General features: G+C 60.3%; 11 protein-coding genes. 8 read left to right on the forward strand and 3 right to left on the reverse strand.

The window, feature by feature from the left end; all coding sequences use genetic code 11:
* Positions 1-66: 66 nt before the first annotated feature.
* Positions 67-993 (forward strand): biotin--[acetyl-CoA-carboxylase] ligase, encoded by a 927-nt coding sequence (locus JOF28_RS10835; RefSeq protein ID WP_209705757.1) that lies wholly within the window; start codon positions 67-69, stop codon positions 991-993.
* A 63-nt stretch (positions 994-1,056) separates the two neighbouring features.
* On the opposite strand, the gene JOF28_RS10840 is transcribed toward JOF28_RS10835, so the two are convergent.
* Together JOF28_RS10840 and JOF28_RS10845 are read right to left on the reverse strand one after the other, a co-directional pair.
* Positions 1,057-1,695 (reverse strand): SDR family oxidoreductase, encoded by a 639-nt coding sequence (locus tag JOF28_RS10840; RefSeq protein WP_209705758.1) that lies wholly within the window; start codon positions 1,693-1,695, stop codon positions 1,057-1,059.
* Entirely contained in the window at positions 1,695-2,933 is a 1,239-nt protein-coding gene (locus tag JOF28_RS10845) for an acyl-CoA dehydrogenase family protein (RefSeq protein ID WP_209705759.1), read from the reverse strand. Before JOF28_RS10845 ends, JOF28_RS10840 begins: the two co-directional genes overlap by 1 nt.
* Between JOF28_RS10845 and JOF28_RS10850 the strand changes: the two genes are divergently transcribed.
* From JOF28_RS10850 to JOF28_RS10860, 3 genes are all read left to right on the forward strand, one after another.
* A complete protein-coding gene (locus JOF28_RS10850) occupies positions 2,914-4,620 on the forward strand; it encodes a S10 family peptidase (RefSeq protein WP_209705760.1) in 1,707 nt (568 codons plus the stop codon). The genes JOF28_RS10845 and JOF28_RS10850 overlap by 20 nt on opposite strands.
* Positions 4,621-4,734: 114 nt before the next feature.
* A complete protein-coding gene (locus tag JOF28_RS10855; RefSeq protein ID WP_209705761.1) occupies positions 4,735-5,442 on the forward strand; it encodes a FadR/GntR family transcriptional regulator in 708 nt (235 codons plus the stop codon).
* Between the two features lie 29 nt (positions 5,443-5,471).
* Positions 5,472-6,116, forward strand: a complete 645-nt coding sequence (locus JOF28_RS10860; protein WP_209705762.1) for a helix-turn-helix domain-containing protein — start codon at positions 5,472-5,474, stop codon at positions 6,114-6,116.
* 27 nt (positions 6,117-6,143) lie between these two features.
* Here JOF28_RS10860 and JOF28_RS10865 read toward each other — a convergent pair whose 3' ends face one another.
* The gene (locus JOF28_RS10865; RefSeq protein ID WP_209705763.1) at positions 6,144-7,220 is read right to left on the reverse strand and encodes a histidinol-phosphate transaminase; all 1,077 of its coding nucleotides are present in this window, start codon (positions 7,218-7,220) and stop codon (positions 6,144-6,146) included.
* Positions 7,221-7,463: 243 nt separating this feature from the next.
* Here JOF28_RS10865 and JOF28_RS10870 point away from each other — a divergent pair, with 243 nt between their 5' ends.
* From JOF28_RS10870 to JOF28_RS10885, 4 genes are all read left to right on the forward strand, one after another.
* Positions 7,464-8,792 carry a S10 family serine carboxypeptidase-like protein gene (locus tag JOF28_RS10870; RefSeq protein WP_209705764.1) on the forward strand — a complete coding sequence of 443 codons (1,329 nt, stop codon included), beginning with the start codon at positions 7,464-7,466 and terminating at the stop codon, positions 8,790-8,792.
* The gene (locus JOF28_RS10875) at positions 8,789-9,982 is read left to right on the forward strand and encodes an amidohydrolase (RefSeq protein ID WP_209705765.1); all 1,194 of its coding nucleotides are present in this window, start codon (positions 8,789-8,791) and stop codon (positions 9,980-9,982) included. The genes JOF28_RS10870 and JOF28_RS10875 overlap by 4 nt, the downstream gene beginning before the upstream one ends.
* Before the next feature lie 115 nt (positions 9,983-10,097).
* Positions 10,098-11,768: a thiamine pyrophosphate-dependent enzyme gene (locus tag JOF28_RS10880; RefSeq protein WP_209705766.1), complete on the forward strand. Its 1,671-nt coding sequence runs from the start codon at positions 10,098-10,100 to the stop codon at positions 11,766-11,768.
* Positions 11,765-13,213 (forward strand): aldehyde dehydrogenase family protein, encoded by a 1,449-nt coding sequence (locus tag JOF28_RS10885; protein ID WP_209705767.1) that lies wholly within the window; start codon positions 11,765-11,767, stop codon positions 13,211-13,213. The genes JOF28_RS10880 and JOF28_RS10885 overlap by 4 nt, the downstream gene beginning before the upstream one ends.
* Positions 13,214-13,274 lie beyond the last annotated feature (61 nt).

Raw genomic sequence — 13,274 nt, forward strand, 5'->3', positions numbered from 1 at the left:
TGTTGGTTCTGCACCACTGAAGCCGAAATACGAGCCCTGGCCCACGAAGCGGAGTAGCCTCGAAGCGTGGAACTGAAGCGAACGCGCGAACTGCTGCCTGAGGTGTTCTGGCGTGAGGAAGCGACCTCAACCAATGCCGAACTGCGAGAGCTGGCGCAGGAGCGCGCCCGCGAGGGCACCCCGCTGCCGCACGGCACCGTGCTGGCGACGGCGAACCAGACCGCGGGGCGCGGTCGGCTCGACCGGCAATGGCTCACCCCGCCCGGCACCGCGATCGCCATGTCGGTGTTCGTGCGCGGGTTCGGTGCGAAGTCGGGCAGCGCGCAGTCGACCGGTTGGGGCGAGCTCGGGCCCGCCTGGCTGCCCCTCATCGTGGGCTCTGCTGTGCAGGCCGCGCTGCAGCCCCTCTTTACCGCCGTGTGCGATGGCGAATCTGACGGCCAGGGCGAAGACCTGCTGGGGTTTGAACAGCGCGAGGTGTTGCGCGTGGGCGTGAAATGGCCCAACGATGTGCACGTGCGCAATGAAGACGACGCGATGGAGGGCCGCCCCGGTAAAAAGCTGTGCGGCATTCTGTGCGAGCTGCTGCCCGACGGCACCGCCATCGTGGGCGCGGGCGTCAACCTGCTGATTCCCGAGTGGGAGCTGCCAACCGACCGTGCGACGTCGCTGCTCGCCGCGGGGGCGGCCGTGACAGACGCCGAGTCCTTTGACGACCCCGCGGGCGCCGAGCTCGCCGACCGTGTGTTGGCTGGCATCGCGGGGGAGCTGCTGAAACTCACTGAGCTCGCTGCGGTGCACCCGGAGGCCGTGCGCAACCGGGTACTGCGCAACTCGCTCACCATCGGCACCGAGGTGCGGGTGCACCTGCCCGGCGGTCAGCTCATCGACGGCCGGGCACGCTCGCTCGCCGAAGATGGTTCGCTGATTGTCGATCTGCCCACGGGCGGCGAACTCACGGTGTCTGCCGGCGACGTGGAGCACCTGCGGTAACGAGTCAAACGTTACGTCCTGTCTGAGTGCTTCTTTCGTGAGGGCACCCAGACAGGACAGTATCTAAACGTGCAGAATATGCTTCCCGGCAACGCGAGACACCGGGGCTGCGAGCGTATCTGCGACAAGTCTGGCGAATGAAGCCTCTCGGCCACTGAGTGAATCCGTGATGATGATGCTGGCGCCCCCGGGGTCGTCCGCGGTGCGAAGGGCCGGATCAAGCGCGAGCGTCCACGCCTCTGAAGCGGCCTTAACCGCCGCGTAGTTGGCACTGCTGGGGGTGGGGCGCCGCGCGATCGGTGAGCTCACCGTAATAACACGTGGCGAAGCCGTCTTGAGTAGCCCATCATGAAACTCTCGCGAGACGTTACGTAGCGAATGGAAAGAAGCTGCGAGTAGATCGTATTTCTCATCGCTCTGGCCTGTGATGCCCTTGCCGCCTGCCCAGCCACCGACGAGATGTACCAATCCAATTACCTCGAGACCGAGTCGCGCGATATCAGCGCTCAGCTGCGTGACTTCCTTGCCGTCGGTGAGATCGGCAGAGAAGTGCGTCGCGGTCAACGCATTGACTGAAACTGGAGCAGCGCTCGCTGCGGACTGGCTGACGATGACGACGGCAATGCCGCGGCCAAGGAGCTCCTCGGCCACGGCAACACCGGCAGCGCTCATCCCTCCGGTGAGAAGAATGACTGGTGTCATTACGCGGCAGGCTTTTCGTATAGGTGACGATTCTGCGGGTGCGGCGGGCGCACGTAGCCAAACTCGACGTCAAGCTGAGGACCTTCCTCGAGATCCTTCGAAAGCCAGTACTGACCAGCGCGGTCAAATGAAGCCTCCACAACAATTGCGTGCTGTGAAGCGGTCATCATGTCGCGGAAGATTCGCTCAATACGAAGACCTCTGACGGTGCCGACTGCACCGACCTCCTTGAAGATCATCTCGACGACCTGGCGCGATTCAGCCACCACATGAACATTTACCTCGTGCATGAGTACTCGTAGTTCGTAATCAATGTGCACGTTCGTTTTTGCGGACTCGTAGGCCTTGCCGATGATGTCACGCATGAAGAGTCGCGCTGAGCGAATCTTGGCGTCTGCCTTGCCGACGGCGATGGCGTTGCTTTGCTCTTTACCCAGGCGTGCTTGGCGAAAGGAGCCAGGACGGGCGCGCATGCGGGTGGACTTCTTGAATTCTTCGAGCGCAGCGACCGCGAGGCCGAGCGCGTGGGCTGCGTGCGCCGAGAGGTTGAAGTTCGCGCGCATCAGCGGGGAGTCATAGTTATGCGTCCAGATGCCAGTTTCATTGACCATCTCGGTAGGTACGAAGACTTCTTCGATGGTGATGTTGCCACTACCAGTACCGCGCAGGCCGAGGCCATCCCAGTCGTTGTGTACCTGGACGTCTTTAGCAGGTACATACCCCGAGATGTAGTAGGGCAGGCCGTCACGGGGGCTGATCATCGGTTCGCCATTTTCATCGTGCAGCACGGAACGGCCGTACAGGAATGTGGCTTCGGGGGAACCAGAGCAGAAGGGCCATTTGCCCTTGATCATGTAACCGCCGTCGACTTTGCGTGCAATACCGCTTGCGCGACCGACGTTGCCTGCGGTGATCCAACGCTCGGTCTTGAGAATTTCCTTCATGGCTTCGGGTTTGGCCCAGGTTGAGCCAGTGTGCAGCATGCAGAGCCAACCAACTGAGCCATTCATGCGCGAGATCTCTTCGACGGCCTCGAGCCATTCGTTGGGGTGTACATCGAGCCCGCCGAGTTCCTTGGGTAGGAACGCGCGATACATGCCGCAGTCATAGAGAGCGTCGGTGATCTCGGTGGGTACTCGTCGTTCGTTCTCAATGATCGTCTCAGCGTCGAGGATCATCTGTTCGTACTGCTGCACCACCTGTGCGAGGCGGGGTTGAGTGGCCGAAGTTTCGGTCATGGGACTTCCAATCCGTACTATATTGATACTCGCATGCCATTATGCGAATCTTTATTATTCAGAGTATAGACACGAAGTGAATCATAAAGCCAGAATTCTGCGCAAAATTATTCAATTGAATATAGTTATTATGATTAAGGCATCTCACCTCGTGAGGTGCGGCTCGTGCGCGAGCGCCCCAAGATCAATGCGGATCGGAAGAAGAGTTATGGAACAGGCGACGGCAGCAGGGCCCACCGGCATCGATGTCGAGGGCAACCTGGTTGAAACTGAAACGCGTGTGCGCCAGACGCATCGCGCTGGTGACCCTTTTGAATATGACGCCACGGCGGGAACTCTGGTTGTGCGTGAGAACGATGGCGCTCCCATCGCGAGTATGTTTTACACCGCATATGAGGTCCCAGCCGAGGGTTCAGATCGCCCTGTCACCTTCCTTTTCAATGGCGGCCCCGGCTCGGCGAGTCTGTGGTTGAACATCGGCGGCTTTGGCCCGCGGCGCGCACCGACTCAGACGCCCGCTGCTACCCCGCCGGCGCCATACGTCTGGGGCGATAACCCCCACACGTTGCTGCCCGAGTCTGATCTGGTTTTTATCGATGCGGTGGGCACGGGTTTCTCGCGCTTCGCGCCTGGTGTTGACCCGGCACGGGGCTGGGGCGTTGATGAAGATATTGACCTTTTCGCGCGCGCAGTAACCCGTTATCTATCCAAGACCGGATCGTGGAACCGCCCGCGGTTTCTTTTCGGGGAGTCTTACGGCACAACTCGTGCCGCTGGGCTCGTGCAACGGCTGCAGAATCAGGGCATCGACTTCAATGGCGTTGTGCTGCTGTCGACCGTGCTCAACCGCAGCACTGCATTCGATGCGGGCGATCACTTCTATGTCAATCTGCTGCCCAGCTACGCTGCCACTGCGCGCTTCCATGGAAAAGCGCAGTTCGCGGACCTCGATGACGAAGCATTCCTCGCTGAAGCCCGCACGTATGCGCTTGGCGCATACAGCTCGGCACTGCTAGCCGGCGATCGGCTCTCGAGCGATGAGATGCAAGAACACGCGCAGCGGCTCTCAAGCTTCATTGGCATCGATGCCGATGAGCTTGCGCGCCAGCGGCTGCGGCCCGAGATGGAGTGGTTCCGCGAAGCGTTGTTGCGTGACGAGGAACGTAAGGTTGGCCGCTTCGATGCCCGTTTCTCGGCAGATAACGGTTACATTATTGGCACGGGTCAGCATGATCCTGCGACCGATGATGCGGCCACGGCTGCGGTAAACAGTGCACACCTCGCTGCCTATCGCGAACACCTTGCGAAAGATATTGGCTTTAATCCCGAGCTGCCGTACTTGCCCCTGAATAATATGCAGGTAAGTGGTGCCTGGAACTGGGCGCACAAGGCCCCGGGTATTAACGCCCCGCTGTTGGTGCCGGATCTTGGGTATGACCTTGCCTCCGCAATGCGCCGAAATGAAGCGTTGCAGGTGCTCGTAATGGGTGGCATATACGATCTAGCTACCCCGTTCTTCCATGCGGAGAATGACGTTGCGCGGATGTTCTTGACGCCCAGCGTGCGCGCTAATATCTCGTTCTCGTGGCATGAATCAGGTCACATGACCTTCGTAGATGAGCTAGCCATCACCAAGATGCGCGGCGAGCTCACTGAGTTCTATCGCAGCGCGGTGCAAGGTAAGTAGTAAGGCGCCAATAACACAGCCAATGCAATGATTCCAGGTACCGACATGGCTCGGCATCGGGTACCTTAAAGTTCTAATGGTTATACAGGATTCGAAAGAGTGGCGATAGACATCGTGAGTAAGTTCGCATCGGGCAGCGGGGTTCCCGCCTCGCGCGCGCTCGCAGATACCCTGGTTGATGTGCTCGAACAAGAGATTCGAGAGGGTGACCTGCAGCCCGGCTATTTTGTGGGTACCAAGCGTGAATTGCTGGACCGATTCAATGTCGCGCCGGCCACACTGGGCGAAGCAATTCGGGTTTTGCGTAACCGCGGTGTTATTTCTGTGAAGCCCGGCCCGGGCGGCGGTATTTTCCTCGCCGAGCAGTCACCCATTATGCGGCTCGGACACGAGCTGATTCAACTGCGCGCTGAGGACTCCACCGTTGATGAATGTCTGCGCATTACTGACTCCTTGGACCAGGTGATTCTGTCTGACGCAGTTATCCACCGCACGGCGAAAGACGTCAAAGATCTGGAAAAGCTCATCGCAGAGCTTGAGCGGGTGTGGGAAGACTCTGACCTTGCGCAGCCGTTGAATTGGCAGCTGCACAAACGTATTGCCCAGATCTCACCCAACAAGATTCTCAGCATGGTGTACACGAACGTCGTTGACTTTATTCTGACGAACCTTGATGGTCTGCCTAAAGCTGAAGGGTTTTCGGCAACCTCTGAAGAGAGACTGGCAGTGCATCGTCAGTTGGTTGATGCCATTGTGAACCGAGACCTGGATGCCGCGCTCGCTGCAGTGCGCGATCACCAGACGGTGCTTTCGAGCAAGTGATTACCGCGGCTGAGCAACGCTCGACGACAGTGTCTCGTGCGATTGACCTGTTGTATCTGCTCGCTGAGCATGAGGCCGGCATGTCGATTACTGAACTAGCTCGAGAGCTCAGCACGCAGCGGCCACCGTTGTACCGCATCGTCGGCAGTTTGATGGAGCGAGGGCTGGTTCACCGCACGTCTACGGGGAAATATGTGTTGGGGGCTGGGCTGATTGAACTCGCTCGCCCACTAGAGCGCACCCTTGACGAGCTCGTTGCGGGCCCGCTGCAACGCGCTGCTAATGCCTCGGGTGCAGGTGCGGTGCTCGTGCTCGACACTGCCGACGGTCTTGTCGCAGCGGTGAGTAAGTCACCTGAAACCGTGCAAATGCATCTCGTCACCCCTGTGGGTCACCGTTTCAGTGAGGGGCCGATCGCACCTCGGCTTGCTATTGACAGCGTGAATCACCCTGAACGGGCAGAGCTTGCGGAGATTCGGGACCGCGGATACGCGACGAGCTCTGGACAAGCGTTTGCAGGCTCGTGGGCTGCGGCTTTCTCGGTGACGCTGCCCGACCAATACGGGGTCGCCTGCGTAATGCTTGCGACGATGCATCCCGAAGACGAAGACCGGTTAATCACCGTGGGCAATGCTGCCGTCGCTGAGATTGCAAAGTTCTGCGGGCGAGCTTAACTCGGCCCGCAGAACTTGCATGGCAAGCTAGTTACGCTGCAGTGACTTGGCGAACGCGATGAGGCGATCGTTTGCTTCCGTTTCGGCGATGGTGGCCCGGAGTCCTTCGCCGGGGAACGGCCGTACGATGAGCCCTGCCTGCTCGAGCAATGTAGCGGCTTCTGGCGTAGCTTCTCCGAGGGGCAGCCAGACAAAGTTTGCCTGCGTTTCAGGGTGCGAAACGCCAGCCAACGCGAGGGCCTCAACGACGCGCTCGCGTTCGGCGATGAGCGCGTCAACGCGTACCTGCAGCTCATCCTCTACCTCGAGCGAGAGCACTGCGGCTGCTTGGGCGAAGGCGGTTACGCCGAAGGGAATAGCGACCGCGCGCATGGCTCGGGCGAGTGGCGCAGGGGCGATGGCGTAGCCCACGCGCAGGCCAGCGAGGCCGTATGCCTTTGAGAAGGTGTGTGCCACCGCGATGTTAGAACGCCGCTTGAAGATCTCGACGCCAACAGGGGCATCTTCCTGGCGGTTGAAATGCTGGTAGGCCTCATCGATGACGACGGTAATGTTCTCGGGCACCTGCTCCAAGAAGCGTTCGAGGGCTTCGGCACTCACCGTGGTGCCTGTCGGGTTGTTGGGGTTGCAAACGAGAATGAGACGCGTACGGTCAGTTATCGCCGCGAGCATTGCGTCTAAGTCGTGGCATAGGTCGGCATCGAGGGGCACCATGACAGGCTCGGCTCCACCGGCACGCACCAGCATGGGGTAGGCCTCGAATGAGCGCCAGGCAAACAGGACCTCGTCACCGGGGCCGGCGGTGGCGCGGATGAGTTGAGACATGATTTCAATGGAGCCGCTGCCCAGCACGATATTTTCGGTGGCTACGCCATGCTGCTCAGAGAGCGCACCAACGAGAGCTGCCCCTGAGGAGTCGGGGTAACGGTTCACGGTCCCTGCAAGCTCAGCGATGAGCGTCTGCACTGAAGGCAGCGGCGTGTACGGGTTTTCATTAGACGAGATCTTATAGGTCTCGAGGTCGGAGAGATCTGCTGAGGCTGATTTGCCCTGACGGTACTCGGGGATGGCTGCGAGATCTTCGCGAATGCTGAGGCCAGTCATGCGTAACTCCTTTTGGATTTGCTGAATGGGGTCGCGCACGCGCCCCGGATTGGATAAATTGATTATAACCAATTGAATTGAATTGAGGCGAAGTTGAACGACTGGAAATCAAGTGCACAGGAATTCCAAGCTGGTTTAGCGGCCAACGGTGGTGCAGGGCGCACATTCGTTGGCCATGTTGAACGGTTCACGGTGCGTGGCCCCGGTGGGCAGCCGCTCGGCACTGCCCATACAACTGCGTACGTGATTGAGCCGCGCGAGGACGAGGCCAAGCGGCCCGTCGCCTTTGTGTTTAATGGCGGGCCGGGCGTCTCCTCGGTGTGGCTGCACATCGGTGGTGTGGGGCCGTTCCGCGTCGCAGTGCCCGAAGACCTGACGCAGGGCATGCTCCCGCCGTATGAACTTGAGGAGAATGGTGGCAGTCTTTTGCGGGCTGCCGATCTGGTGTTCATTGATCCAATCCGTACGGGCTATGGGCGCATTGATCCGGATCAAAACCCCGCTCTTGCCTCGGAGCTCACCAGCGGCGTCGAAGGTGACGTCGACCATTTCGCCGAGATTATCAGTGACTGGCTACTGCGCCATGATCGCCTCGGTGACGCCGTGTATCTCGTCGGAGAAAGCTATGGCACCATTCGTGCGTCATTGCTGGCCACCCGCCTGCAGCTGCTCGACAACGCGATTGCGATCTCTGGCATTGCTCTCATTGGGCAGGCCGTGAATGCACAGGAAACCACACAGCGCCCCGGTAACCCCGTGGGTTACCTTGCCGCAGTGCCGTATCTTGCGGTTACCGCGCGTTACCACGGTCTTGGTGCATACACCTCGATGGGGGTTGATGAGCTGGCCGAGAAGGCTCATGAGTGGTCACTGGGACGGTACGCCGCAGCTCTTTTGCAGGGCGACGCGCTTGCCGCTGATCAGGCGCGCGAAATCGCGCAAGAGCTCTCGGATTTTTGCGGACTGCCGGTGGAGACGCTGCTTTCATTGCAGCTGAGAGTGAATAAAGAAGACTTTAGGCGCGCGCTCATTCCGGGTCAGGTTATTGGGTTGACCGATGGGCGCTACACGCTCCCGAAAGCTCAAAACGGATTCCCCGAACTCGAATTTGAGCCCACGGGAGCGCATCTCGATGCAGCGTACACCGCGCTTATCCATCGTCACTTTACGCACGGGCTCGGTGTCGAAAGCGATGTGCCGTACCTGCTTGCCGACGCGGGCACGCATGAGCGGTGGGATTACCAGGAGAGCCGTGCCGCGGGTGCGTTTGGGGGAAGCCCGATGCCTTCACCATTCGCTACGTTCGACTATGCCGCAAATCTGCGGGCGTGGATGCGCGCGAATCGCGCCGCGCGACTGTTCGTGGGTACCGGGCACTATGACTCGCTGACCACGGTGGGGGCCGCTCAGAATATGTTGAGCCAGAACGCCCTACCGCGCGACCGGGTCACTTTCTGTACGTATGAGGGTGGGCACATGATGTACACCGACCGGGCTTCAGCGCACAAACTGGGCGCTGACTTGCGCGCATTCATCGCAGGGACCGCACCCGCTCAGGAGGGCAACGCATGAGCGAATCAGAGTTTATTATCGTCGGCGCACGTACCCTGACCGGTGCGGGCGAGGTGTTCGAGGCGGGCGCCGTTCATGTGAATGATGGCCGCATAGTGTGGGTCGGTGAGGAAGCCGACCTCGTTGGACTGCCCTCCGATGTGCCGCGCGTCGACGCGACCGGAAGCTGGCTGACGCCTGGCTTGATCGACGCCCACAGCCATATTGGTGCCCACGAAGACGGCAATGGGTGGGCCGGCGCTGATGCCTCTGAGCTGGCCCGCCCAAACACCGCTGGGGTGCGCATTATTGACGCCGTCAACACCGAGGATGTCGCCTTTGCGGACGCCATCGGTGGTGGCGTCACTACGGTGGTTATCAAGCCGGGCTCAGGTAACCCCATTGGTGGCCGCACCGTGGCGATCAAAACGGCAGGTTCGCGTATTATCGACGACCGAGTGGTGCGGGCCGACGTGAGCGTGAAATCGGCACTGGGTGAGAATCCAAAGCGCACGTATGAGAGTCGGTCGCAGTCTCCCATGACCCGGTTGGGTACGGCGCACGTGATTCGGCAAGCAATGAGCGATGCGCAGGATTATGCAAGGCGTCGAGCTTCCGCCGAAGTTACGGGCGATCAGCTGAAGGTTGATCTTGATCTTGAAGCGCTCGCCGCGGTGCTGTCGGGGGAGCTGTTGTGGGATCTGCACGTGCACCGGCACGATGACATCGCCACAGCGCTGCGCATTGCTGATGAGTTCGGTCTCAACGTGGTGCTGAATCACGGTACCGAGGCGCACAAGCTTGCCGAAGTGCTTGCTCGACGTGACGTACCGGTGATTTTTGGGCCGATTCTCACCACCCGCGGCAAAGTGGAGTGTGCTGAAGCTGATCCGGCAAATCTGGCTAGGCTCTCGGAAGCTGGCGTGCGCATCGCGTTGACAACGGACCATCCGGTCGTGCCCCAGCAGTACTTGGCGTTGCAAGGCAGCATCGCCATACGCGCAGGGTTGTCTTGGGAAGCCGCGATGGCCGCGGTTACGGCATCGCCGGCCCAGATCGCACGAATCGATGACCGGGTGGGGACGCTGGCCCCGGGGCTCGATGCTGACCTCGTGCTGTGGTCGGGTGACCCCTTCGACGCGGCCAGCGTTGTACGAGCAGTGTTTATCGAAGGTCAGCGGGTGGCCGGAGTTGGCGAAGGTCTCGAATAAATATTTGCCTTAATTGAATATAATCAATAATATTGATCGAGATCGGGTGCCGACACCGATGTTGATGCGTGTACGATCGCGCAGTGCCCAACGCAATGGAGCAAAAGAGGACACGATGACTGAGATGACTGGTGGCGAACTTCTCGCCGAATCGCTGATCGCCCAGGGGGTCACCAAGATTTTTGGGATCCCTGGTGTGCAGCTCGATGGTGCGACTGATGCACTCTACGATCGCAAAGACCAGATCGAATTCGTCTGCGCCCGTAACGAGCAAGCCACAACCTACATGGCTGACGGGTACGCGCGCAGCACCGGCGACGTTGGCGTCGCGATGGTTGTTCCCGGCCCAGGCGTATTAAACGCTCTCGCTGGCGTCGCGACCGGCTATGCGACAAACTCGCGTCTGCTGCTGATTGCTGGCCAGATCAACTCGCAGGCCATCGGCAAGGGTCTGGGAGCGCTGCACGAGATTCCTGATCAGACTGGCATCCTTGAACGCATCACAAAGTGGAACGGTATTGCACGTACCGCGGCCGAAGTGCCCGATCTCGTTGCTGAGGCGTTTCGTCAGCTGCGCTCAGGGCGCCCGCGCCCCGTCGCCCTCGAAGTGCCGCCCGATGTGCTTGCCGCATTCGCCCAGGCCGAGATTCCCTCATACATCGAGCCGCAGCGTCTCCCCGCTGCCACCGACCAGATCGCGGCGGCAGCCGAGTTGCTCGCTACCGCGAAGCACCCGCTCATTGTGGCCGGAGGTGGAGTCGGGGCGTCTGACGCGGGGAGAGCTCTACTCGAACTTGCAGAGCGCCTCGAGGCTCCAGTGCTCGTTACGGAAGGCGGTCGAGGTTCTGTAGACGCGCGCCACCGCCTCGTGTTCGATTCGTTGGCATTGCGAGAACTGCGTGAGCGTGCCGATGTTGTGCTTTCGGTCGGCAGCCGGTTCGTGAGTACTTTCGGTACGCAGGTGAACGTTGCCGATGCTCAGGTCATTCTGTTGAATGCTGAGGAAGCTGACATGCAGGATCCCCGCGAGGCTGCTGTGCGCGTTCATGCCGACGCTGCGGCGGGCGTGGAAGCGCTGCTCGCGGCTCTGCCGCAATCAGAACGCCCGAGCCGTGACGCTGAACTCGCGATTACTCGCAGCTGGCTCGAGGGGCACCTCAGCCAGCTTGCACCGCAGCGCGAATACCTCTCTGCGATTCGGCAAGCCCTGCCCGAAGACGGCGTCTTTGTTAGCGAGTTCACCCAAGTGGGTTACGCGGCGAGTGCCTGCTATCCAGGCTATGGTCCGCGCACTTATATCGGCCCCGGCTACCAGGGCACCTTGGGATATGGCTTCGCGACGGCACTTGGGGTAAAGGCTGCTGATCCGCAGCGTGCGGTGGTCTCGGTGAACGGCGATGGTGGGTTCTCGTGGACGCTCCAGGAGCTGTCAACGATGAAGCGGTACAACTTGGGTCTGATCGCGATCGTGTTCACGGACGGTTTCTACGGCAACGTACGACGCATTCAGAAGAACAACTACGACGCTCGTTATTTCTCGAGTGATCTGACGAACCCTGACTATCAGCAGCTTGCCGCGGCCTTTGGCATTCGATCGGCGAAGGCGTACACGCCTGACGAGCTTGCTGCTGTGCTTGCTGAGGCCATTCCTGCCAACGAGCCATTGCTCATCGAAGTGCCTGTGGGCGAGTTTCCCTCTCCGTGGCATCTCATCCACGAGGGCCTCAAGGCTCCTGCGCCGCTCGCGCACGGTGCACATCTGATCCCTGAGGCAGAGCGCCAATGACTACCGAGGCAGTGCACTACATCTCAGGTAACTGGGTGGAATCGGCCGATCGTGAATGGACTGACGTAGTTAACCCCGCCACGGGGGAGACCGTGGGTCGTTCCATGAGGGGCACCCCCGGTGACGTTGATCGTGCGGTTTTGGCTGCACGTCAGGCCCTGCCAGCATGGTCGGCGGTGCCCATGGCAGACCGCATTGACGTTGTCGAGCGGCTTGCCGAAGGCATTGCCGCAGCGCGAAGCCGACTCGCTGATGCCCTGGTGCTTGAAGTGGGGGTGCCGGTCAGTTTCGGTCGGGCTGCCCAAGTGGGTGTGGCTTTGGGGGATCTTGCCGCGCTTGTCGCTGCGGCTCGTGATCATGTGGAGCGCACCGCGGTATCGAACTCGCTCGTGGTTTCGGTGCCGGTGGGAGTCGTGGCAGCTATTACGCCGTGGAACTTTCCACTTCATCAAATCGTTTTGAAGGTGGGCGCTGCACTCCTTGCAGGCTGCACGGTAGTGCTCAAGCCAAGCGAGGTCTCACCTCTGAACGCCGCAATTCTTGCCGAGATCATAAATGATTTGCGGCTCCCCGCAGGCGTGGTCAATGTGGTGTTTGGTGATGGAACCGGTGTGGGTGAGCCGCTGAGCGCGCATACCGACGTTGATTTGGTGTCGTTCACCGGGTCGAGGATGGTTGGTGAGCGCATCATGGCGAACGCGGCGCGCAATATCACCAAGGTCTCACTCGAGCTTGGGGGCAAATCAGCCGCCATTATTCTCGACGATGCGCCAATCGAGGAATCAGCTGCTCAGGTGCTGGGATCTTGCTTCGCGAACACGGGGCAGACTTGTGCCGCACTCACTCGGGTGCTTGTGCCGAGGGAGCTTGCTCCCGCGTGGGAGGAAGCAGCTCTCGTGGCGGCGGCGCATTGGGTGCCGGGGGATCCAGCGCAGGAGTCAACCGTGATGGGCCCCGCAGCCTCAGCGCTGCAGGCAGATCGAATTCGCGGTCACGTGCGTGCCGCGATTGCCGATGGCGCTCGTCTCGTGGTGGGAGGACCAGCTTCACCCGACGACCTCGTGGGTGATGCCTGGGTGCAGCCGACCATCTTTGCCGACGTTACGCCCCAGATGAGAATCTTCCGCGAGGAGGTGTTTGGTCCGGTGCTGGCGATAAGTGTCTATGACACGGCAGAGGAAGCGATCGCGCTGGCAAACGATAGCGATTATGGGTTGGCCGGTGGCGTTTGGTCGGCGAATCCGCAGCGTGCGCTCGATGTGGCGCTGCGCATTCAAACAGGCACGATCGGCATCAACGGCGCAGGCCTTGACGTCGGGGCTCCGTTTGGCGGCGTGAAGCAGTCGGGCATCGGTCGGGAATGCGGCGTGCACGGATTCGAGGAATTTCTTGAAACGAAATCCATCATGGGAGCGACCGCATTACTTGGCCCTACGCGGCCATAACGCATATGCCAAGCCGTGATGTTTCAGGGATGTTAAGAAAAACCAATATTCATACAAATGA

The sequence above is a fragment of the Leucobacter exalbidus genome, from assembly GCF_017834145.1.
GTDB lineage: Bacteria > Actinomycetota > Actinomycetes > Actinomycetales > Microbacteriaceae > Leucobacter > Leucobacter exalbidus.

What these genes read in the sequence shown, in the direction of transcription:
- JOF28_RS10875 (WP_209705765.1), top strand. Translation starts at nt 8,789, where the DNA reads ATGAGCGAATCAGAGTTTATTATCGTCGGCGCACGTACCCTGACCGGT.
- JOF28_RS10885 (WP_209705767.1), top strand. Translation starts at nt 11,765, where the DNA reads ATGACTACCGAGGCAGTGCACTACATCTCAGGTAACTGGGTGGAATCG.
- JOF28_RS10880 (WP_209705766.1), top strand. Translation starts at nt 10,098, where the DNA reads ATGACTGAGATGACTGGTGGCGAACTTCTCGCCGAATCGCTGATCGCC.
- JOF28_RS10840 (WP_209705758.1), bottom strand. Translation starts at nt 1,695, where the DNA reads ATGACACCAGTCATTCTTCTCACCGGAGGGATGAGCGCTGCCGGTGTT.
- JOF28_RS10865 (WP_209705763.1), bottom strand. Translation starts at nt 7,220, where the DNA reads ATGACTGGCCTCAGCATTCGCGAAGATCTCGCAGCCATCCCCGAGTAC.
- JOF28_RS10845 (WP_209705759.1), bottom strand. Translation starts at nt 2,933, where the DNA reads ATGACCGAAACTTCGGCCACTCAACCCCGCCTCGCACAGGTGGTGCAG.